This window comes from Paenibacillus xylanilyticus (assembly GCF_013359935.1).
In the GTDB taxonomy this organism is placed as follows: Bacteria; Bacillota; Bacilli; order Paenibacillales; family Paenibacillaceae; genus Paenibacillus; species Paenibacillus xylanilyticus.
Window position 1 is genome coordinate 36411 of sequence record NZ_JABMCB010000185.1, and the last position, 19126, is coordinate 55536.

General features: G+C 48.9%; 18 protein-coding genes. 16 read left to right on the forward strand and 2 right to left on the reverse strand.

Going from position 1 to position 19126, the window contains the following annotated elements:
• Positions 1–80: 80 nt before the first annotated feature.
• Positions 81–2078: a beta-galactosidase gene (locus HP552_RS14820; protein ID WP_175396201.1), complete on the reverse strand. Its 1998-nt coding sequence runs from the start codon at positions 2076–2078 to the stop codon at positions 81–83.
• A 322-nt stretch (positions 2079–2400) separates the two neighbouring features.
• On the opposite strand from HP552_RS14820, the gene HP552_RS14825 reads away from it, so the two are divergent.
• From HP552_RS14825 to HP552_RS14845, 5 genes are all read left to right on the forward strand, one after another.
• Complete coding sequence (locus HP552_RS14825) at positions 2401–3078, forward strand: SOS response-associated peptidase (protein ID WP_175396202.1); 678 nt, start codon at positions 2401–2403, stop codon at positions 3076–3078.
• Positions 3079–3313: 235 nt separating this feature from the next.
• Positions 3314–4444, forward strand: coding sequence for an NADH-dependent flavin oxidoreductase (locus HP552_RS14830; protein WP_175396203.1), 1131 nt, complete (start codon positions 3314–3316; stop codon positions 4442–4444).
• Between the two features lie 148 nt (positions 4445–4592).
• Positions 4593–5360, forward strand: coding sequence for a DeoR/GlpR family DNA-binding transcription regulator (locus HP552_RS14835; protein ID WP_175396204.1), 768 nt, complete (start codon positions 4593–4595; stop codon positions 5358–5360).
• Between the two features lie 21 nt (positions 5361–5381).
• Positions 5382–5840 (forward strand): OsmC family protein, encoded by a 459-nt coding sequence (locus HP552_RS14840; protein WP_175396205.1) that lies wholly within the window; start codon positions 5382–5384, stop codon positions 5838–5840.
• A 55-nt stretch (positions 5841–5895) separates the two neighbouring features.
• Entirely contained in the window at positions 5896–6486 is a 591-nt protein-coding gene (locus HP552_RS14845) for a DUF2062 domain-containing protein (protein ID WP_175396206.1), read from the forward strand.
• Here the strand turns inward: HP552_RS14845 and HP552_RS14850 are convergent.
• On the reverse strand, positions 6464–7393 hold the full coding sequence (locus tag HP552_RS14850) for an AEC family transporter (RefSeq protein ID WP_175396207.1): 930 nt from the start codon (positions 7391–7393) through the stop codon (positions 6464–6466). The genes HP552_RS14845 and HP552_RS14850 overlap by 23 nt on opposite strands.
• Positions 7394–7608: 215 nt before the next feature.
• Here HP552_RS14850 and HP552_RS14855 point away from each other — a divergent pair, with 215 nt between their 5' ends.
• From HP552_RS14855 to HP552_RS14905, 11 genes are all read left to right on the forward strand, one after another.
• Positions 7609–8691, forward strand: a complete 1083-nt coding sequence (locus tag HP552_RS14855) for a lactonase family protein (RefSeq protein ID WP_175396208.1) — start codon at positions 7609–7611, stop codon at positions 8689–8691.
• Between the two features lie 355 nt (positions 8692–9046).
• Positions 9047–9679: a 3-hexulose-6-phosphate synthase gene (gene hxlA, locus HP552_RS14860; RefSeq protein ID WP_090993813.1), complete on the forward strand. Its 633-nt coding sequence runs from the start codon at positions 9047–9049 to the stop codon at positions 9677–9679.
• Between the two features lie 4 nt (positions 9680–9683).
• Entirely contained in the window at positions 9684–10247 is a 564-nt protein-coding gene (gene hxlB, locus HP552_RS14865; protein WP_175396209.1) for a 6-phospho-3-hexuloisomerase, read from the forward strand.
• 204 nt (positions 10248–10451) lie between these two features.
• Positions 10452–10811, forward strand: coding sequence for a winged helix-turn-helix transcriptional regulator (locus tag HP552_RS14870; protein WP_095287596.1), 360 nt, complete (start codon positions 10452–10454; stop codon positions 10809–10811).
• A gap of 173 nt (positions 10812–10984) precedes the next feature.
• A complete protein-coding gene (pepF, locus tag HP552_RS14875) occupies positions 10985–12787 on the forward strand; it encodes an oligoendopeptidase F (protein ID WP_175396210.1) in 1803 nt (600 codons plus the stop codon).
• Between the two features lie 108 nt (positions 12788–12895).
• Positions 12896–13411, forward strand: a complete 516-nt coding sequence (locus HP552_RS14880; RefSeq protein WP_246310895.1) for a DUF2500 domain-containing protein — start codon at positions 12896–12898, stop codon at positions 13409–13411.
• Positions 13412–13722: 311 nt separating this feature from the next.
• A complete protein-coding gene (locus tag HP552_RS14885; protein ID WP_175396211.1) occupies positions 13723–15216 on the forward strand; it encodes a rhamnulokinase in 1494 nt (497 codons plus the stop codon).
• A gap of 1 nt (position 15217) precedes the next feature.
• Positions 15218–15979 (forward strand): DeoR/GlpR family DNA-binding transcription regulator, encoded by a 762-nt coding sequence (locus tag HP552_RS14890; RefSeq protein ID WP_175396212.1) that lies wholly within the window; start codon positions 15218–15220, stop codon positions 15977–15979.
• Between the two features lie 86 nt (positions 15980–16065).
• Positions 16066–16794 carry a (Fe-S)-binding protein gene (locus HP552_RS14895; protein WP_175396213.1) on the forward strand — a complete coding sequence of 243 codons (729 nt, stop codon included), beginning with the start codon at positions 16066–16068 and terminating at the stop codon, positions 16792–16794.
• Positions 16791–18308 (forward strand): LutB/LldF family L-lactate oxidation iron-sulfur protein, encoded by a 1518-nt coding sequence (locus HP552_RS14900; protein WP_175396214.1) that lies wholly within the window; start codon positions 16791–16793, stop codon positions 18306–18308. Before HP552_RS14895 ends, HP552_RS14900 begins: the two co-directional genes overlap by 4 nt.
• Positions 18298–19023, forward strand: a complete 726-nt coding sequence (locus tag HP552_RS14905; protein ID WP_175396215.1) for a LutC/YkgG family protein — start codon at positions 18298–18300, stop codon at positions 19021–19023. Before HP552_RS14900 ends, HP552_RS14905 begins: the two co-directional genes overlap by 11 nt.
• Positions 19024–19126: the final 103 nt, after the last annotated feature.

Sequence of the window (19126 nt, forward strand, 5' to 3'; positions counted from 1 at the left end):
CCACGATCAAAGGCCCGAGTGCATTTCACATGCACAGCGGGCCTTTTTTTGAACACGTTTTTCGGAAAACGGGATGCTTCTTACGCTTTGATCTCGACAATCTCAACATCGTAGCCATCGAGTTGCAAATGTGGACCTCTTGCTGTCCCGTCCAGCGCACTTGTATAGGAGGCGTTCAACTGAATGGAGACAGGTTCAGGACTCAAGTTCAGAATAAAACGAAATGATCCATTCGGACCGGTCCGGGTGGTAATCTGTACTCCGTCAGGCAAAGCTTCAATTCCCGCAAGTTGAAGTTGGTCCCCGATGGTTCGCACCAGCTTGCGCAGATAAGCCTCTTCCGGCTGGGTGCCAATGTAATAGACTTCACCCTCACCCCAGTGATTTCGCGTAACAGCTGCACTTTCCGTATAAAATTGATCCGCATACACAGCGACAGGTTGTGCAGTGTCCAGTTCAAGTACATCTGCCCACTGGGATGCGGCATATGAATTGCCCTGATCATCCCGAATCATAATGGTGTCGCCGCCCACTGGATCATATTCGGTCACTCTAACACCGGAACAAGCGGACAACAAACCCGGAAGCGGAGCCATCACACAGACATTATGGTCATCCTTAACACCGGAACGATGTGTTAGAATCAGGGTTCCTCCTGCAGCTGCAAAAGCCTGCAGCCGTTCTGCTGTGTCCTCGTCCAGGAGGTACAGATGAGGGGCAATAATGATTTTGTATCCATCGAGAGCTTCGGAAGAGTGGATGACATCCGAACTGATTCCTGATTTGGTCAAAGCACGATGCCAAACCTTTATGTTTTCGTAGTAGTCCAATCCCTCTGACTGCGGTTGAATATGCAGGGCGTATAACTGCTCATGCGAATGCAAGATAGCGACTTCATTGCGTAATGTAGATCCTTGAAGGCGCTCGCCAAGTCTGTTCACCTCATTGCACAGCTGCTGGAATTCCTTAAACCGACGGCCTGGAACGTTGCTGTGGTCTATTAGGCCATGCCAAAATTGTTCCGCCCCTACCGTTGCACTCCGCCAGCGGAAATGCACAACGGCATCCGCTCCGCGAGCTATGGTCTGCCATGAGTGGGCCCGCAGAAAACCTGGACGCGGAGTGCGCCACATTGGAAACCAGCACCCCGGTGGACCGCTTAGCTGTTCCATAATCCAGAAATTGCGACGTTTGATGCCACGGGTCAGATCCAGAGACAGGGCGCCGCTGTAAGGTGACGTATCGGTTTTGTTTGGTGATGGATTCGGATAATAATCGAAGGAAGCGAAGTCCAGTTCTTTTGCAATCTTATATTGATCTGCCTTTTGCGGGTAGCTATGGAAATTATGGGTGATCACATGGTCAGGACAATTGCTGCGAATGATCTCCACTTGAATCTGCTGAAATGCAACGATGGAATCGGACTGAAAACGGGAATAGTCCAGCAGATAAGAAGGGTTCTGGAATGTGGAACCTCCATAAGGTGGCGTAATCTGTTCCCAGTCACTGTACTCCCCGCTCCACACAACAGTGCCCCATAATTGGTTAACCTGTTCCAGCGTGGAATAGCGCGCGCGAACCCATTCTCGAAAAGCTTCTTCACAGGCAGCACACTGGCAATCGGTGAAGCTGAATTCATTATCCGTTTGCCAGCCAATGACGCCAGGATGTTTGGCATAACGTTCAGACAGTTTCTGTACAATACGCGCGCTGTACGTTCTCATACTGGGACTATTATAACAGCGGTGTCCTCGGACACCTTCATGATATCGTTGACCACTTGGAAGTACAGGCAGGATGTCTGGACATTTTTCGGTGAGCCAGCGCGGCGGTGTCATGGTAGGTGTTCCGATTATAATCTCTAATCCATTCCTGTGGAGCGTATCCAGGGCCTGATCAAGCCATTCCCAGTCAAACTGACCATCAGCAGGCTCCATGCGGCTCCAAGCGAATTCACCCACACGTACAATTCGTACTCCACTATCAGCCATCAAACGGGCATCCTGTTCCCATAACGCAGGGTCCCAATGTTCGGGATAATAATCAACGCCCATCTGAACGGGACGACTTAATTTCATATGAATGAGCTCCTTTATCAGTGAAATAGCATACTGAACATGTGTCATATGCCTTAAACATGCACATCATCATAATCTTATAAATGTGATGTGTATCAAACTCATTGTATAATGGATATTTTCAGCAGAATATAACATCATGTTGCAATGATTTAGCACGATTTTGCTATTTATATAAAGTACATGATTCAGCATGCTATCTTGCATCTGCCGGGTGGTACGTTCTGGTTGCATATTTTTAAATTGAATGTTTCTATGCATAATTTCCCTGTAATAACAAACAATACATTCAAATTCACACAGGGAAGGGAAGTGCCTGAGCATGTGCAACCGTTTTTCATTGGCAGCTGATTTGGATGAGGTGAGGGATCATTTCAAGATTGAACGCGTGATGTATTACTATAAGAACCGTTACAATATCAGTCCAACCCAGCATACACCTATTATTTTGCATCAAGATGGGGAGCGGGTACTGGACGAGTTTCGGTGGGGGTTTATCCCGTTCTGGGGCCGCGATGCCGTGAACGCCAATCTTATGACAGTGCATGAGAATCCGTCCTACTACAAGCTGGTGGAAACGAAACGCTGCGTTATTCCGTGCAATGGATTGTACTACTGGCGCCAGGAAGGCAAAAAAAGTTATGCAGTGCGCGTCGTGATGCCTGACCGTGGATTGTTCGGCATTGCGGGATTATATGAAATATGGAAAGACACTCGCAAGCAGCCGCTGCGCACCTGCACGATGCTGATGACAGGGGCAAACATGGTAACTCGCGAATTCGGCAGCAAAATGCCGGCGATCCTGTCCGAAGAAGAAATTAACACATGGCTGGATCCGGCCAATACAAGAGTGACTCAGTTACTGCCTCTTCTGAAATCGTACAACACGACCGATATGAATCTGTATCCGGTGACACCGATGGTAGCCAACGATGAACATGATTGTTATGAATGTGTGGAAGAGATGGACCTGAAGCTCGCATATGTGCGCAATTTCTAATCGTATGCTGGAGATGGGTTTCCATAGGGTGGAGTGTAGTGAGACACTTCGCCCTTTTTGTTTTGAACTTGGTGGAGGGTGAATGTGTTTAATAAATGAAGAATAAGATCGTTTAAAAACAGATTGAAATGAAAAGTTGAAATATGGAGTAATAGTAACTATAATGGTTACAGTAATCGAAATACGTATTCATATATCTATTTAAAGAGATATTATAATCAGGAGGGAACCACGAATGAATCCAAAATACAGCCCGATGTTTGAACAAGTTTCACTACCGAGCGGCATCAGTCTCAAGAACCGGATCGTACTCGCTCCTATGACCCATATGTCCTCCAATCCTGACGGTACCGTATCGGATGCAGAACTGGCATATTACGCACGTCGCACCGGTGGTGCAGGGATGTCCGTGACTGCAGTAACGTATGTTACACCAAACGGTATCGGATTTCCGGCGCAATTTGCCGCTTATGACGATAGCTTCGTTCCCGGCCTGAAACGCCTGGCTGAAACAATCAAGCAGCAAGGTTCCAAAGCAGTCCTTCAAATCTTCCATGCCGGACGTCTCACTCCGGAACAAGCTGTACCAGCTGGTCAAGTGGTGGCACCAAGCGCTGTTGCCAGTGAGCGTCCAGGTTCTCCTGTACCGAGAGAGCTGTCTGACGAAGAAATTACGTCCATCATCAACGATTTCGGTGAAGCGACACGTCGCGCCATCGAAGCCGGATTCGACGGTGTTGAGATCCATGGTGCGAATGGGTACTTGATCCAGCAGTTCTTCTCCCCGCATTCCAATCGCCGTGAAGACCGCTGGGGTGGCAGCATTGAGAAACGCCTGACATTCCCGCTGGCCGTTGTGGATGAAGTGCAGAAGGTTGTAGCGAAACATACCAAACTTCCGTTTATTGTTGGGTACCGTTTCTCTCCTGAAGAACCGGAAACACCGGGGTTGACCATGGAAGAGACCTACGCCCTCATTGACGCGCTGAAAGAAAAAAATCTGGATTACTTACACGTGTCCCTTAACGAGTTCTGGTCCAAACCGCGTCGCGGCGAGGCTGACAATCGCTCCAGAATGGAATTCATCCTTGACCGTGTAGGCGGCAAGTTGCCAGTGATCGGTGTAGGTTCAATCCATACGGCGGACGAGGCAGCGGAAGCTCTTCAAAGCGGTGTGCCATTGCTTGCCATCGGACGTGAGCTGATTATCGAACCGGACTGGGTGGAGAAAATCGAAAGCGGACGTGAAGAGGATATCGAAACCGTTTTGACCAAAGCGGATCAGGAGCGTCTGGTCATCCCTGACGGGCTGTGGAATGCGATTATCCACACGCCGGGCTGGTTCCCTTTGGCAGACGATAAATAATACTTCTAAGCATGGAACTGGAGGGAGCATAAGCTCCCTCTTTTTGCACATTCTCCGTCCCGATAAAATTCTCCTTGAGGTAGCACTGTGGTATGATGGGATATACAGGATTCATCTTGGGATATCAACGGTTTGGAGTGAATGAATAATGCTCGTGGCTGAACGTTATGAGAAAATTGTGGAATGGGTGGATGCGCAGGGAAGCATGCGTGTAACCGAGCTTAGTGAGCGTTGCGGGGTAACGGAAGAGACGATTCGCCGTGATCTGGACAAGTTGGAGCAGGCCGGCAGGCTTAGAAGGTCGCACGGAGGCGCAGTCAGTGTAAAATACAAGGATGAGGGACAGCCGGAAATCCCCTATCCCGAACGTGCGGTAACTCATGCTGAAGAGAAACGCAGAATTGCTGAAGAGGCGATCAAGCTGGTAGAGCCAGGCGACCGGATCGCACTGGATGCGAGCACAACAGCATGGTATATGGCGGCAGGACTGCCGAATATTCAGCTTACTGTACTGACCAACTCCATCAAGGTAGCGGCCGAGCTGAGCAGCAAGGAACAGATCAGGGTTATTGCTACGGGTGGACAGCTTGCTTCCAAGTCTTTGTCTTTTGTGGGCCCGCTCGCTGAACGTTCTCTCGATGCTTACCATGTGGACAAGGTATTTTTGTCCTGCAAAGGTGTGCACTTGACCAGAGGCATTAGTGAATCGAACGAATTACAAGCTTTGGTGAAACAGAAGATGATCAGCATTGCGGATGAAGTTATTTTGCTCGCGGATTCGAGCAAGTTCAATATACAGGCTTTTACAAGAGTCGCAGAACTCAGCAGTGTGGCCAAAGTCATCACTGATCTGGGGCTGAACGAAGAACTCGTTAGCGAACTGAGCGAACAATCCATACCTTGTAAACGAGTGTAGTTATAGAAAGGAATGAGTGAAATGAAACATCCTTTTCATCTGAAAGCCGTATGGAATGGTGGACGTAACAGTGAGGGAACAATCGATGCCGGAGGATTAAAATCGGTTATATCCATACCGCAGGAGATGGGCGGCCCAGGTACAGGCACGAATCCTGATGAAATGCTGCTCGGTGCCGCATCCACCTGTTACCTGATCACACTGGCAGCCATGCTGGAACGTTCGGATATTACACCGAATGAACTGACACTGGAGTCGGAAGCAACGGTGGATGTGACCAATAACATATTTACGTACGAACGAATTGTGCATAGACCTCGTATTGTGCTCCAGGCGGACGCAACGGAAGCCGAATTCGCCAAGGCGGATCGACTTGCACATAAGGCTGAAGAATCCTGTATGATCTCGAGAGCGGTCGCAGGGAATGTGAAGATTGAAACTCAGCCTGTCATTGTAACAGCTGACATTAACGCAGTCTAATATGAAGAAGAGGCGGCCCAAGCCGTCATTTGTTTAAAATAAGGGGAAGTTCGGTATGAATTCACAGAAAAGCAAACCCAACCGATTTGCGCGTTTAACACGTGCGATGAAGCTGAATTTTCTCAAATTGTTACGTGCCCCCGGAGGGGCGCACAAAGTATCCACCGGATTTGCGATCGGTTTTGGTCTGGAGTTAATCGTGATCTCCACGGCATCGCTGATCTATCTTGTGTTTTACCCCATTGTCCGTTTGTCTGGCGGCTCGCTGCCGGCAGCCATTGTGGGCAATGTGATCGGGAAATTGACGTTTCTTCCGATCCTGCTGATGCCCCTAGCCAAGCAGATTGGATCATGGATTTTGCCAGCACACAGCATGGGACAGGGACCTGTCCACGAAAGTGCATTCATGGAACTGTTTCGTGGCAACTGGTCCGCCTTGAGTGAACTTTTGCTGGGTGGGCTTGATATCCTGGCAGGCATGTCTGTCTTTGGCGTGATCCTGGGTGTGATTTCTTATTTTGTGGTCAAATTCTTCTATGTAAGAGCAATTCAACGCCGTTATGAACGTCGGCTGGAGAAACGCCGTCTGGCGGCGATGTCCCCTGGACCGACATCCGTACTGATCAGGAAGACATCACAATCATAACCGGCAGAATGATCATGGAAGCAGCGGTGGTCCATAGAATGCAGCGGGACACAAATTGCGGAGATGCATTGAATTGTTCAGCCAAAATAACGGCGTTTACTGCTGTTGGCATGGATGCCAGGATCAGCAGAACACTGAATAGGATGCCTTCAACCTGAAGTGCGGTCAGAATCAGGTAAGATAGGACCGGCGCTGCAGCGAGACGAACCACAAGTCCAGTCCAGAAGGCACGGCGCACATTGGGCTGCCAAGGATCCGCGGAACCGCGAGGTCTTAGCATCTGTGCACCCAGAATGGCCAGAACAACGGGGGAATAACCTGCAGCTAGCATGGTAATACCTCCGTCCAGCGCATCAGGCAGACTTATGCCAGTTGAACGCAGAACAATGGCAATGGCTGCAGCATAGATGGAAGGCATGCGGAAAACGGACAGAATGGCATGTTTGACCGTGAATTCCGATCGGGCCGCAAAGAAAATTCCTACGGTATTCACAATAATCATCTGCCCGATCACATAGACCGAGGCCTTGTCCAATCCAAGTTGTCCAAAGGCAAGCAATACAAGCGGGAGTCCGTAATTCACACAGTTGGTAAAGGTGGAGACAAGGGTAAGTCCCGCTTTTTCGCTTGCGCCCAAGTGGAAAATTCGGCTCAACAGCTCGGCAAGCGCCCATAGGGCGATCAGATTAATGATGGAAAACCAAAAGGTGCCTGTGACGTCCGTCCAGGTAATTTTGGCATGCAGCAGTGTATCAAAGATAAGGGCAGGGCTCAGAATATAAAGGGAGAAGGTGGAGAGTGAGCGAGTATCCCAATTTCTGAACCGCTTTAGCAGTATGCCTCCAATGACGGGCAGCGATATGGGCAGAAAAACATGATATAACGTAAGCAAAAATGATTGAAGCAACCGAATTCAGTCCTTTCATGATGAAAAACCTTTCTAATCATAGCAGAAGTTGTCCCCTGTCGTGAATGGATATTGGGATGATATCCCAGAATAATTGCACAACAAACAGGTTAATGCAGGTCACATAAACAGACGGCGGATTGCTATTTTGATATGGCAGATTTATTATAGAAGAGGTGCAACTAGACTACATACACATAGAGGAGGAAACTGTAATGAGTGAATCGAAACGCTTGCTCGTATTGGTCGGCTCTTATGCCGAAGCGGAAAATGAGGGCATTTACGCATATGAATTGAATGAGGATACAGGCAGCCTCAGTAAGCTGGACGGCATCTCGGGCGTGAAAAACCCAACGTTTGTCAACGTGAATGCCGATAGCAACAAACTGTATGCAATTGGGGAAGCCGTATCTCCAGAGGGAAACAAAATGTCCGAGGCGGTCGCTCTGAACATTGATCCTTCCACTGGAAAACTGTCCATGCTGAATCGCAGCAATTCCATCTCGGCTCCACCATGTCATATCCAGCGTGATCCTTCCGGACGTTACCTGATCCTTTCCAGCTACCACGGTGGACTGGTCGGTCTGCAATCGTTGACAGACAACGGTGAAGTCGGAGCTCTTCTGGATGAGAAGAAACATGAAGGTAAAGGAGCTCATCCGGAGCGTCAGGACAAGCCTCATGTTCACTCCGCATTCTTCAGCCCGGATGGCAAATACATGATGGTACAGGATCTGGGTGCGGACAAGATTGCCATCTACTCCATTGATGCAGACAAGAATGAGCTCGTACTGCACAGCGAAACGAAAACCCATCCAGGAGCAGGTCCGCGTCACTTGGCGTTCCATCCGAATGGTCAATTCGCTTATGTTATCAACGAAGTGGATTCTTCCATTACGTCTTTCCGTTACGATGCAGCTGCAGGCACGTTGACTGAAATATCCACCGTGTCGACATTGCCGGATGGTTATGATGGCACTGAAAATACAACGGCTGAAATTACAGTATCCAATGACGGTCGTTTCGTTTACGGTTCAAACCGTGGACATGATAGCATCGTTGTTTTTGCAGCAGACGCTGAAACAGGTCACCTGAAACTCGTTGAGCATGTCTCGGCCGAAGGTGAGCATCCACGTCATTTTGCATTGACACCGAATGGTAAACTGCTTATCGCTGCCAACCGCGACACCAACAACATGGTTACATTTACGGTGGATCAGGAGAGCGGACGTTTGAAATACACAGGTCATAGTACTGGTGTATCCAAGCCGGTATGTGTGAAACCCGTTTACTTCTAAATCGCAATGTTCAGTTGAGCATGCCATAAATAAATGAAACAAGACCCTGCCATCTGGCAGGGTTTTTCTGATAATGTGAGGATGGAATTTTATTCGTTGATCTTTCAATGCAGGTTAGTCAAAATTAATTTTTCATTATTTGGATTCGTATAACAACAAAAGTGGATCATTAGTATCGTGCAGGTAACTACCTGACTTCAAAGTGCGTACTTCCTGGATGGAAAGTCAGGCTCTACAATGAATGAGTAGCGAAGATAAACATGCATGCATCTGAACAGGCTGATTGGTGCAGGCTAAACAATTAGAAATCCTCTATAGGAATACTCATATCTGAACAACAAAGGAGAAATAAATCATGAAACTGCAGCTCGCACTCGACCTGGTAAACATCCCTGAAGGTATCGCTCTCGTTAAAGAAGTGGAACAATATATTGATATCGTTGAGATTGGTACACCAATCGTTATTAATGAAGGTTTGCACGCGGTAAAAGCGATGAAAGAAGCATTCCCTAATTTGCAAGTTCTTGCAGACCTCAAAATTATGGACGCTGGTGGTTATGAAATCATGAAAGCAGCTGAAGCTGGTGCGGATCTGATCACTGTGCTTGGGGCAACCAATGACAGTACGATCAAAGGTGCAGTAGCAGAAGCGAAGAAACAAAACAAACAAGTTCTTGTGGACATGATCAACGTGCCTAACCTTGAACAACGTGCTCGTGAAGTTGATTCGCTTGGCGTAGATTACATCTGTGTACACACAGGTTATGACCTGCAAGCTGAAGGACAAAGTCCGTTCGAAGATCTGCAAACGATCAAAGCTGCTGTGAAAAATGCCAAAACCGCTGTTGCGGGTGGTATCAAATTGGAAACATTGCCTGAAGTGATCAAAGCACAACCCGATCTGGTTATTGTAGGCGGTGGAATCACTGGTCAGGCAGACAAAGCCAAAGTTGCGGCTGAAATGCAGCGTCTCGTTCAACAAGGGTAAATGGATGAGCAGCAGACAATACGCAGCTGACATTCTGAAGGAGCTGGAACGTACGCTAAGCCAGATTGACGATTCGGAGATGCAGGCCATGGCAGAACATATTCTGGCTGCCGAACAGGTTTTTGTGGCAGGTGCTGGCCGTTCAGGTTTAATGGGAAAGGCGTTCGCCATGAGATTGATGCAGATGGGACTCCGGGTATATGTCGTTGGCGAGACCGTTACACCGGGCATCAGTCCGAAGGACTTCCTCTTATTATGCTCCGGCTCGGGAGAGACAGGCAGTCTGGCAGCGATGGCTCAAAAGGCCAGTAAAGCCGGTGCTCCTGTAGGTCTGATCACGATCAAGCCGGAGTCCACAATCGGTCAACTGGCAAATATCATCGTTCGCCTTCCTGCATCTGCGAAAGAGGACACGGCAGCGGCGGGATCAGCAGTTACCATTCAGCCGATGGGTTCACTTTTTGAACAGGGATTGCTGCTTGGCATGGATGCTCTGGTTCTCACTTTAATGGAAATGAAAAGCTTGACTGGAGCAGACATGTTTGGCCTTCATGCGAATCTGGAATAGACATCGCTGTATACTTTAAGAACATATAGATAGGACCGGGATCCCTTTGATAAAAAAGGTGAATCCGGTCCTTTCTGTAATGGATGCAGTTATCAGGTTTGCGTCTTCTATGCATTCGGGCCATGCTGTAGTAGAATTGAGAGTAAGCTATATCGAATAACGTACATGTTGATATAAGAATGTAAGCTAAGGGGGCTCGGAGCCATGGCAGCCGAAGTCAAGGAACGGATTAATCTGAAGGAAATCAACTGTGAGAAAGAATTGACCCTTGCTGTTATTGGCGGCAAATGGAAACTCATTATATTGTGGCATCTGGGCCTGGAAGGAACGAAGCGTTTCAGTGAATTGAAGCGATTAATCCCTCATATTACCCAAAAAATGTTGACCAACCAGCTTCGGGAGCTGGAGGAAGACCGGCTGATCGAGCGAAAGGTTTATGCGGAAGTGCCGCCTCGGGTAGAGTACAGTTTGACCGATCATGGGCATAGTCTGATGCCAGTGCTGCGCGCAATGTACGATTGGGGCAAAAATTACGGAGAAAATGTAATCTGGAAATCAGAATAAATCAGAGCCGAAGGAACCGCAGGGTGGCATGGAACATTTCCATAACCCGGCGGTTTTTTTGATGTACCATTGAACTTGAATCAAAAGTCTCAATTTGGGAGATGTCAGGTATAAACGGTCGGAATATGATACGATGAGAGATATTGGAAACGCAAGGAGGAGGACATATACAGATGGAAAAAATACATACACGCGACGAAGTGAGCCAGGAAACGACCTGGAACCTGGCAGACTTGTTTGGAACCGATGCAGAGTGGGAACAGGAACTCAAGTCACTCCCTGAAGAAGCAGCCCATATTGAAACGTTCAAAGGGCGTCTTGGCGAAAGTGCTGAACAGTTACTGGCATGTCTCGACGCTCGTGAAGCACTTCAGGAACGAATCGCCAAGACCGCATCCTATGCGCGACTTAAACAATCGGAAGACAGCACCAATCCGGTGAACATTGAGAATTCGGCCAAAGCGGGAGATATCCTATCGTCTCTGTCGTCTTCCTTGTCTTTTGTCAATTCTGAGATTACGGATCTTCCCGAGGGTACGGTGGAACGTTATATTGCCGAACTTCCCGGACTGGAGCCCTATTCTCGGAGCTTGAATCTTCTGCTTCAGGAAAAAGCACATCGTCTCTCGCCAGAAACGGAGAAAGTGCTGGCATCTCTAGGAGAGGTATTGGATTCACCATACCGGATCTACCTCCGAGGTAAACTGGCAGACATGACGTTCGACGATGCACTAGATGGAGAGGACAATAACCGTCCACTGTCCTGGTCTTTCTATGAAAATAACTACGAAATGTCTTCCGATACAAAGCTGCGCCGTTCCGCCTACGCAGCCTTCAGTTCCAAATTGAACGATTACAAAAACACGTTTGCCGAAGGTTATGCAACCGAAGTGAAAAAACAGGTTGTCTTGTCCCGGCTTCGCGGTTATAACGATGTTACCGATATGCTGCTCAGCCCGCAGCAAGTAAGCAAAGAGATGTATAACAATATCCTGGATATTATTCAGCAGGAACTCGCACCTCATATGCGCAGACTTGCGGCTCTCAAGAAACGTGAGCTGGGTCTGGACAAGCTGATGTTCTGCGATTTGAAAGCCCCACTTGACCCTGAATTCAGTCCTGCGATTACATATGAGGAAGCCTGCACGCTCATTCGTGAAGCTCTTGCTGTACTTGGACCGGAATACGGAGAGATTGTGGAACGGGCATTCAGTGACCGCTGGGTGGATTACGCGGATAACGCCGGGAAATCAACAGGTGCTTTCTGTTCATCCATTTATGGATCACATTCGTATATCCTCATTTCATGGGCAAACAATATGCGCGGAGCGTTTACGCTTGCTCATGAAGTGGGACATGCCGGGCATTTCATGCTTGCCGGACGCTATCAGCGTCTTACCAATACAAGGCCTTCTCTTTATTTCATTGAGGCACCATCTACCATGAATGAGATGCTGTTGGCCGATCATCTGTTGAAACGTTCTGACAATCCAAGAATGCGCCGCTGGGTGATTTTGCAATTGCTCAACACGTATTACCACAACTTTGTGACACACCTGCTTGAAGGTGAATTACAGCGACAGGTATATGCACTTGCCACCAAGGATGAACCGATTACAGCCAAGACGCTTAGTGAGCTCAAAGGAAATATTCTCTCCGGGTTCTGGGGATCGGATCTGGTTGTGGACGAAGGGGCCAAGCTGACCTGGATGAGGCAGCCACATTATTACATGGGACTGTATCCTTACACCTATGCAGCAGGTTTAACGGCATCCACTGCAGCAGCCGGACTTATTCGCGAAGAAGGGCAGCCTGCCGTGGACCGCTGGCTTGAAGCATTGAAAGCAGGTGGAAGTCAATCGCCGCAAGAGCTTATGAAGCTTGCGGGTGTGGACATGTCCGGACCGGAACCGATCCGTGCTGCTGTGGCGTATGTTGGCAGTCTGGTTGATGAACTTGAACGTCTGTATTCCTGATTCCATTCATATAGTATACGGACAAGGCAAGTAGGGTTGTCTGCGTGCACCGTCTCCTTGGCTGGGGACGGTGCATCTTATTTTGGAGCCGGAAAGGAACGATGATGAATGAAGGCAATAAGCATATCTTCATCGCTGGGCCGATTAACTACGGACGGCTTCGGTGTATTTGATGACATGAACGGTGTGCCGGGGTTTGAGGGCAATCAGGGGGGATTTTTTTCGGGATTTAACGAGTTTGGGGCGATGAGTGCATTTGGCTCGATATTTATTGGTGCCATATTTCTTATTATTGCTAGTGTCATCGTCATTGCGATTATTTCAGGAATGCGAACATGGTCCTCGAACAATGCAGCAACGCTGCTCACACTGCATTGCAACGTGGTGGCGAAGAGAACGGAAGTTACTGGAGGAAGCGGGGATAGCAGTGCTTCAACCTGGTATTACGCAACATTTCAACTGGATAATGGGGAACGCTTGGAACTGAATGTCGGCGGAAGCAACTACGGCATGCTGGTAGAAAACGACCGGGGGATGCTCACATATCAGGGGACAAGGTTCAAGCATTTCGAGAGAGATGTGCAGCCTCAGTCTGGTGTAAGCAATGGCCGGTTTTATACGTAATAGAGCATTTGCATAAATCCAATAAGCGACTTCCAATCTTCAATATATAGATCGAAATGCTCCTATTCGTCTATATACTGTACTCTGGATTGAGTGGAATCGAATTATGCAAGATGCTGAATCCAAACAGAAGAACGACTTATCCATGGGATCAGGTCGTTTTTTTGTTGAAGAAGAACTAAACACAGGGTATTCAAACGCTTACAACAGTGATATACTCGTGAAATAAAGCAAAACAGTATAAAACAAAAACAAACAAACAAATAAGCAAAGAGAATCTGTACTATGTATAGAAAGGTTGGTGAAGAGCAGTGAGTGTGCTGGCATACGATCTGGGAGCTGGCAGTGGGAGAGCGCTGCTGGGTCATCTCAATGACCGGGGAATTACGGCAACCGAGGTCCATCGTTTCAAAAATGAGCCGGTCAAAGCCGGCGAGCGGATGCACTGGGACATATTGCGTTTGCATCATGAATTGTTGCAAGGTCTGCAACGGGTTAAGCAACAAGGAGAGCACCCGGAGAGTCTGGGGATCGATTCTTGGGGAGTGGACTTTGGCTTGCTGGGGAGCAATGGCGAGTTGCTCGGTAATCCCTATCATTATCGTGATGCACAGTTTAACGGCATGATGGAACAGGTTCGCAAAGAGCTGACTTCCCGGCGGATCTTCGAACGTACAGGCATTCAATTCCTCAGTTTTAACACCCTGTACCAACTCGCAACCCTGCAGCGAAAGGGTTCACCATTTCTGGATGCGGCGGATCGTTTTCTTATGATTCCCGATCTGCTTCGTTACTTCCTGACTGGGGAAGCAGTGAATGAGTTCACCAATGCAACAACGACGCAGCTCTACAACCCGGTGAGCGGCCTATGGGACGGAGAATTGCTCGCCCATATCGGGGTCTCGGATCATATGTTTGGTGAAGCGGTGATGCCGGGTACGAGAGTAGGTCAGCTCCGCAGCAGTATAACCGGTGATCTGGGGATATCCGCCATTCCTGTTATTGCCGTGGCTGAGCATGATACGGGTTCAGCAGTAGTCGCTGTCCCTGCAACGGATCGTTCGTTCGCTTACCTGAGTTGTGGAACCTGGTCGCTAATGGGTACGGAGATTGATCACCCTGCCATTAGTTCCGAGAGTCTGGCTCTGAACTTTACGAATGAAGGCGGCGCGGGGGGAACATTCCGTCTGCTCAAAAACATTATGGGCCTCTGGATATTACAGGAGAGCATGCGCGAATGGGAGCGGCAGGGGATGGGAATCAGCTACGCTGAGTTATTGAAGCAGGCGGAACTGGCCCCTCCATTTGCAAGTCTCTTTGATCCGGACGATGATCTGTTCATGCCAGCGGGTGACATGACGTCCCGGATTCGTCAATATTGCCGGAATACGGGACAGCAGGAACCGCAGAATCAGGGAGCCATCGCCCGTTCAATTCTGGAGAGCCTCGCGCTGAAGTACAGAAGAGTACTGGAGTGGACGGAACAATTATCGGGTCAATCTTTCAATGGACTGCATATGGTCGGTGGAGGCATCCAGAATCAAGTGTTATGTCAGTGGACCGCAAATTCGATTGGCAAACCGGTATGGGCAGGGCCTGCGGAAGGCAGTGCAATTGGCAACATGGCCGTTCAATGGATCGCCAGTGGGGCGTTCAAGGATATCTGGGAAGCACGCAAGGTCATTCGTGATTCGTTCCCGGTATCCGATTATGAACCGAAGGATAGACCCATTTGGGAAGAAGCATATGGCAGATTTCTGAGATTGACGGACTCATTGAATTCACAAGCCGGGAGTGAGGTGTAACATGCTTGCTGCCGAGCGGTATGATCGGATTGTAGAGATGGTGAATGAGAATGGCAGCATGCGTGTATCCGAGCTGAGTGATCGCTGCAGGGTAACCGAAGAGACCATCCGCCGCGATCTGGATCGGCTGGAGCAAGCCGGGAGATTAAAGCGCTCCCATGGAGGAGCTGTGAGCATTAAGGACGATCAGCCGGAGATCCCTTATCGTGTAAGGGAAACAACGCATGCGGAAGAGAAGAAACGAATTGCCCAGGCTGCTCTTTCCATGATTCGCCCTGGAGATCGAATTCTGCTGGATGCCAGCACCACGGCAGGTTACATGGCTGCGAATATGCCGGATATTCCGCTGACGGTGCTAACCAACTCCATTCAGGTGGCGACTGAACTTAGCAGCAAAGACAAGATTGAGGTGATCTCTACCGGAGGTCAGCTGGCACAGCGTTCCTTGTCATTTGTCGGGCCCCTCGCCGAACGTTCTCTGGAGACGTATCATGTCGATAAACTGTTTTTGTCCTGCAAGGGTGTGCATCTGGAGGGTGGTGGAATCAGCGAGTCCAATGAACTGCAAGCCAGATTGAAACAGAAAATGGTCGGTATTTCCGACCAGGTCATTTTGCTCGCAGACGCCAGCAAGTTCGGTGTCCGTGCATTCGCAAGGGTAACGGGATTGAATGCGGTTCATGCTGTGATCATCAATGAGCCGCAGGAAGGGGATCTAATCCATCGATTGAAGGACTACGACATCCAAATTACAACCGTATAAGCGAAATACAATTCATTCAGAACTGACCCAATACTACAGAATTACGATAATAGACAACAACTAATCGATTATGGGAGCGTGTGATTATGAAGGTCTCCTTGTTCATTACCTGCCTCAGCGATGCCATCTATCCGCGTGTGGGAGAAGCGATGGTGAGACTGCTTGCCGCTCATGGCGTTCGGCTGGAATTCCCGCCTGTTCAAACCTGCTGCGGTCAGCCTTCATACAATAGCGGGTACTGGGATGAGACAAGAGTGGCAGCCAAAACGATCCTGGAAGCGTTTGACGACAGCGATTTTGTAGTCTGTCCTTCAGGTTCTTGTACGTATATGATTCACCATTATCCTGAGCTGTTTGCAAATGAACCGATATGGCTTGAAAAGGCAAAACGACTGGAAGCGAAAGCTTATGAATTCACACAATTTCTGGTGCAGGTGCTTGGAATAACAGATCTGGGAGCACATTTCCCTCATAAGGTAACGTATCATCCGTCCTGTCATGGCAGCAGGCTGCTTGGGGTGAAGGATGAACCTATGGCACTGTTGTCCGCAGTGAAAGGGCTGGAATTTGTACCTCTTCCTTTTGGAGAGGATTGCTGCGGGTTCGGGGGAACATTTGCTGTAAAAATGTCGGATATCTCCGGAGCCATGGTAACCGAGAAAGTCGATCATATCAAAGAGACCGAAGCAGAGGTGCTTGTTGGACTGGATATGGCGTGTCTCATGAATATCGCAGGCAATTTGCGTTACCGGAATGAACCGGTGCGTGTCATGCATTTGGCCGAATTACTGTATGAGGGGGTGCGAACAGGATGAGTCAGCCGGGTGTAATGGATGTGTCTGTCAAAAAGCGAGCAGAACTCGCGCTTAATGATGATTTTCTGCGCAAAGCTGTGAAGTTCACTACTGAACGACTGCGGAATGGGAAGAAATCCGCCTCGGAAGAACACGGAAACTGGGACGAATGGCGGGAACGGGGCCGCCAGATTCGTCTGCACACGATCGCATATCTCGATTATTATCTGAATGAATTCGTAAACAATGCCCGTGCTAACGGTGTTCATATTCATTTTGCGGATACATCGGTGGAGGCAGCTGCCATTGCTCTCGATATAGCGGCACACAAGGAAGCTGCGTCCGTGGTGAAATCCAAATCAATGGTGTCGGAAGAAGTACATTTGAACCATGCGATTGAATCTGCCGGCATCGAAGCGATTGAGACCGATCTGGGCGAATACATCATCCGGTTGGCTGGAGAAGCCCCATCTCATATTGTCATCCCGGCCATTCACAAAAATCGTTATCAGATCGCCGAATTGTTATCGAAGGAAGCGGGAGAAATCCTGGAACCGGATACCACCGTACTCGCCGGGTTTGTACGCAAAAAACTGCGGGAAAAATTCCTCGAGGCAGATATTGGCATGACCGGCTGCAACTTTGCCATTGCGGAGACCGGATCCATGGTATTGTTCGAAAATGAAGGCAATGCCCGTATGGTATCCACTGTACCCAAAACGCAAATAACGCTAATGGGGATGGAACGTATTATTCCATCCTGGACGGATCTCGAAGTGATGGCCACGCTGCTGCCTCGTTCGGCAACAGGACAGAAGTTGACGATGTACATGTCAGGCATAACCGGGCCGCGCCGAACGGAGGACGGGGACGGACCTGAAGAAATGCATATCATTATTGTGGATAATGGACGATCCCTGCAGCTGGGTGATCCTGAATTTCAGGAACTGCTCAACTGCATACGCTGCGGTGCCTGTCTTAATGCTTGTCCAGTATACCGTCATATTGGCGGGCATGCCTATGGGGGAACCTACAGTGGCCCGATTGGAGCAGTGCTGACGCCAGCGCTGAATGGAAATATAGACGAGTGGAACGACATTGCCAGTGCTTCAAGTTTGTGTGGAGCTTGCTATGAAGCATGTCCTGTCAAAATACCTCTGCATGATATGCTTGTGTATCTCCGCAGACGCAAGGTGGAAGAAGGACACGGCAATAAGCTTGAAGGTGCCGGCATGAAGGGATTCGCCGCAGTGGTGTCGAACTCGAAACGATTCAGTGCAGCCATTCGTCTCGGGCAGATCGGTCAGAAAGCGGTTGTACGCAATGACGGTATCTCTCTCAAGCTGGGTCCGCTAAAAGGCTGGAACACCTACAGAGTGGCACCCAGTCTGGCAAAGCGTTCATTCCGTCAGCAATGGAACAAGCTGGACCAGGAGCTGACTAAGGATCAGAGAGAGATGGATTCAGCTGTTCGTAACCGGATGGAGCGAATTCTGCGTGAACGAGAGCAAGGAGGCGACAAGCATGAGCGCTGAACATCAGGAATGGCTGGATCAACTGGAGAAGCGGTCGCGTGAGAAGCAGGAAACATTCATGAATGGGATTGCTTCCAAATTGAGAAGACCCCGGCAGAAACAAGCACCAACACAACCCTTTCGAGGTGCACCATCGTTCTGGAATGAACTGGACTGGGATGAGGACAAACGCATACAGGCATTTACGGATAATTTTGTGAGTGTCGGCGCTCACGTGGTCCGGGTGAAAAATCTGGAGGAAGTATCCGCCTTTATTACAATCAAGGCTAACGAGCTGGGAGCCAAATATCTGATTCGGCAAAACGAACAGGTTTTGGACGAACTGCAGCTCGAAGCGAGCCTGCCAGAAGTTCAGGTTTCCGTATGGAACAGCAAGCCAGATGAAAACTGGAAAGCTCGGGCAGCAGAGGCCGACATCGGAGTGGTCATGGCGGATTACGCGACAGCATACACGGGTTCTGTGACTGTGCTGTCATCACCACAAAAGGGACGTTCTGTAAGCCTGCTGCCAACGGTATTGATCATTGTCATTCCGGTAGAACGTCTGCATACGAGATTGGGTGAGACGCTGAATCGATTTGATGAAATGGGAAGAGAGAATCTTCCCGCAGGTATTCATTTTATTTCTGGCCCAAGTCGATCTTCCGATATTGAAAATGATTTGACGATTGGCGTGCACGGTCCGGGTATTGTATACGGTCTAATTATGGGGTAATAAATATGAACTTAAGCCCGGTAGTCATACAATCAATACAACAACTGTCTGGTGAAGCAGAGCTGTTCTGCTCTGCTCAGGGCAGTTGTTTTTTATATAGTCA

Excerpts from the sequence above, each read along its gene's own strand:
- HP552_RS14890 (WP_175396212.1), top strand. The coding sequence starts at position 15,218 with ATGCTTGCTGCCGAGCGGTATGATCGGATTGTAGAGATGGTGAATGAG.
- hxlA (WP_090993813.1), top strand. The coding sequence starts at position 9,047 with ATGAAACTGCAGCTCGCACTCGACCTGGTAAACATCCCTGAAGGTATC.
- pepF (WP_175396210.1), top strand. The coding sequence starts at position 10,985 with ATGGAAAAAATACATACACGCGACGAAGTGAGCCAGGAAACGACCTGG.
- HP552_RS14855 (WP_175396208.1), top strand. The coding sequence starts at position 7,609 with ATGAGTGAATCGAAACGCTTGCTCGTATTGGTCGGCTCTTATGCCGAA.
- HP552_RS14825 (WP_175396202.1), top strand. The coding sequence starts at position 2,401 with ATGTGCAACCGTTTTTCATTGGCAGCTGATTTGGATGAGGTGAGGGAT.
- HP552_RS14820 (WP_175396201.1), bottom strand. The coding sequence starts at position 2,078 with ATGAAATTAAGTCGTCCCGTTCAGATGGGCGTTGATTATTATCCCGAA.
- HP552_RS14840 (WP_175396205.1), top strand. The coding sequence starts at position 5,382 with ATGAAACATCCTTTTCATCTGAAAGCCGTATGGAATGGTGGACGTAAC.
- HP552_RS14900 (WP_175396214.1), top strand. The coding sequence starts at position 16,791 with ATGAGTCAGCCGGGTGTAATGGATGTGTCTGTCAAAAAGCGAGCAGAA.
- HP552_RS14830 (WP_175396203.1), top strand. The coding sequence starts at position 3,314 with ATGAATCCAAAATACAGCCCGATGTTTGAACAAGTTTCACTACCGAGC.
- hxlB (WP_175396209.1), top strand. The coding sequence starts at position 9,684 with ATGAGCAGCAGACAATACGCAGCTGACATTCTGAAGGAGCTGGAACGT.
- HP552_RS14895 (WP_175396213.1), top strand. The coding sequence starts at position 16,066 with ATGAAGGTCTCCTTGTTCATTACCTGCCTCAGCGATGCCATCTATCCG.
- HP552_RS14880 (WP_246310895.1), top strand. The coding sequence starts at position 12,896 with ATGAAGGCAATAAGCATATCTTCATCGCTGGGCCGATTAACTACGGAC.
- HP552_RS14870 (WP_095287596.1), top strand. The coding sequence starts at position 10,452 with ATGGCAGCCGAAGTCAAGGAACGGATTAATCTGAAGGAAATCAACTGT.
- HP552_RS14835 (WP_175396204.1), top strand. The coding sequence starts at position 4,593 with ATGCTCGTGGCTGAACGTTATGAGAAAATTGTGGAATGGGTGGATGCG.
- HP552_RS14905 (WP_175396215.1), top strand. The coding sequence starts at position 18,298 with ATGAGCGCTGAACATCAGGAATGGCTGGATCAACTGGAGAAGCGGTCG.
- HP552_RS14845 (WP_175396206.1), top strand. The coding sequence starts at position 5,896 with ATGAATTCACAGAAAAGCAAACCCAACCGATTTGCGCGTTTAACACGT.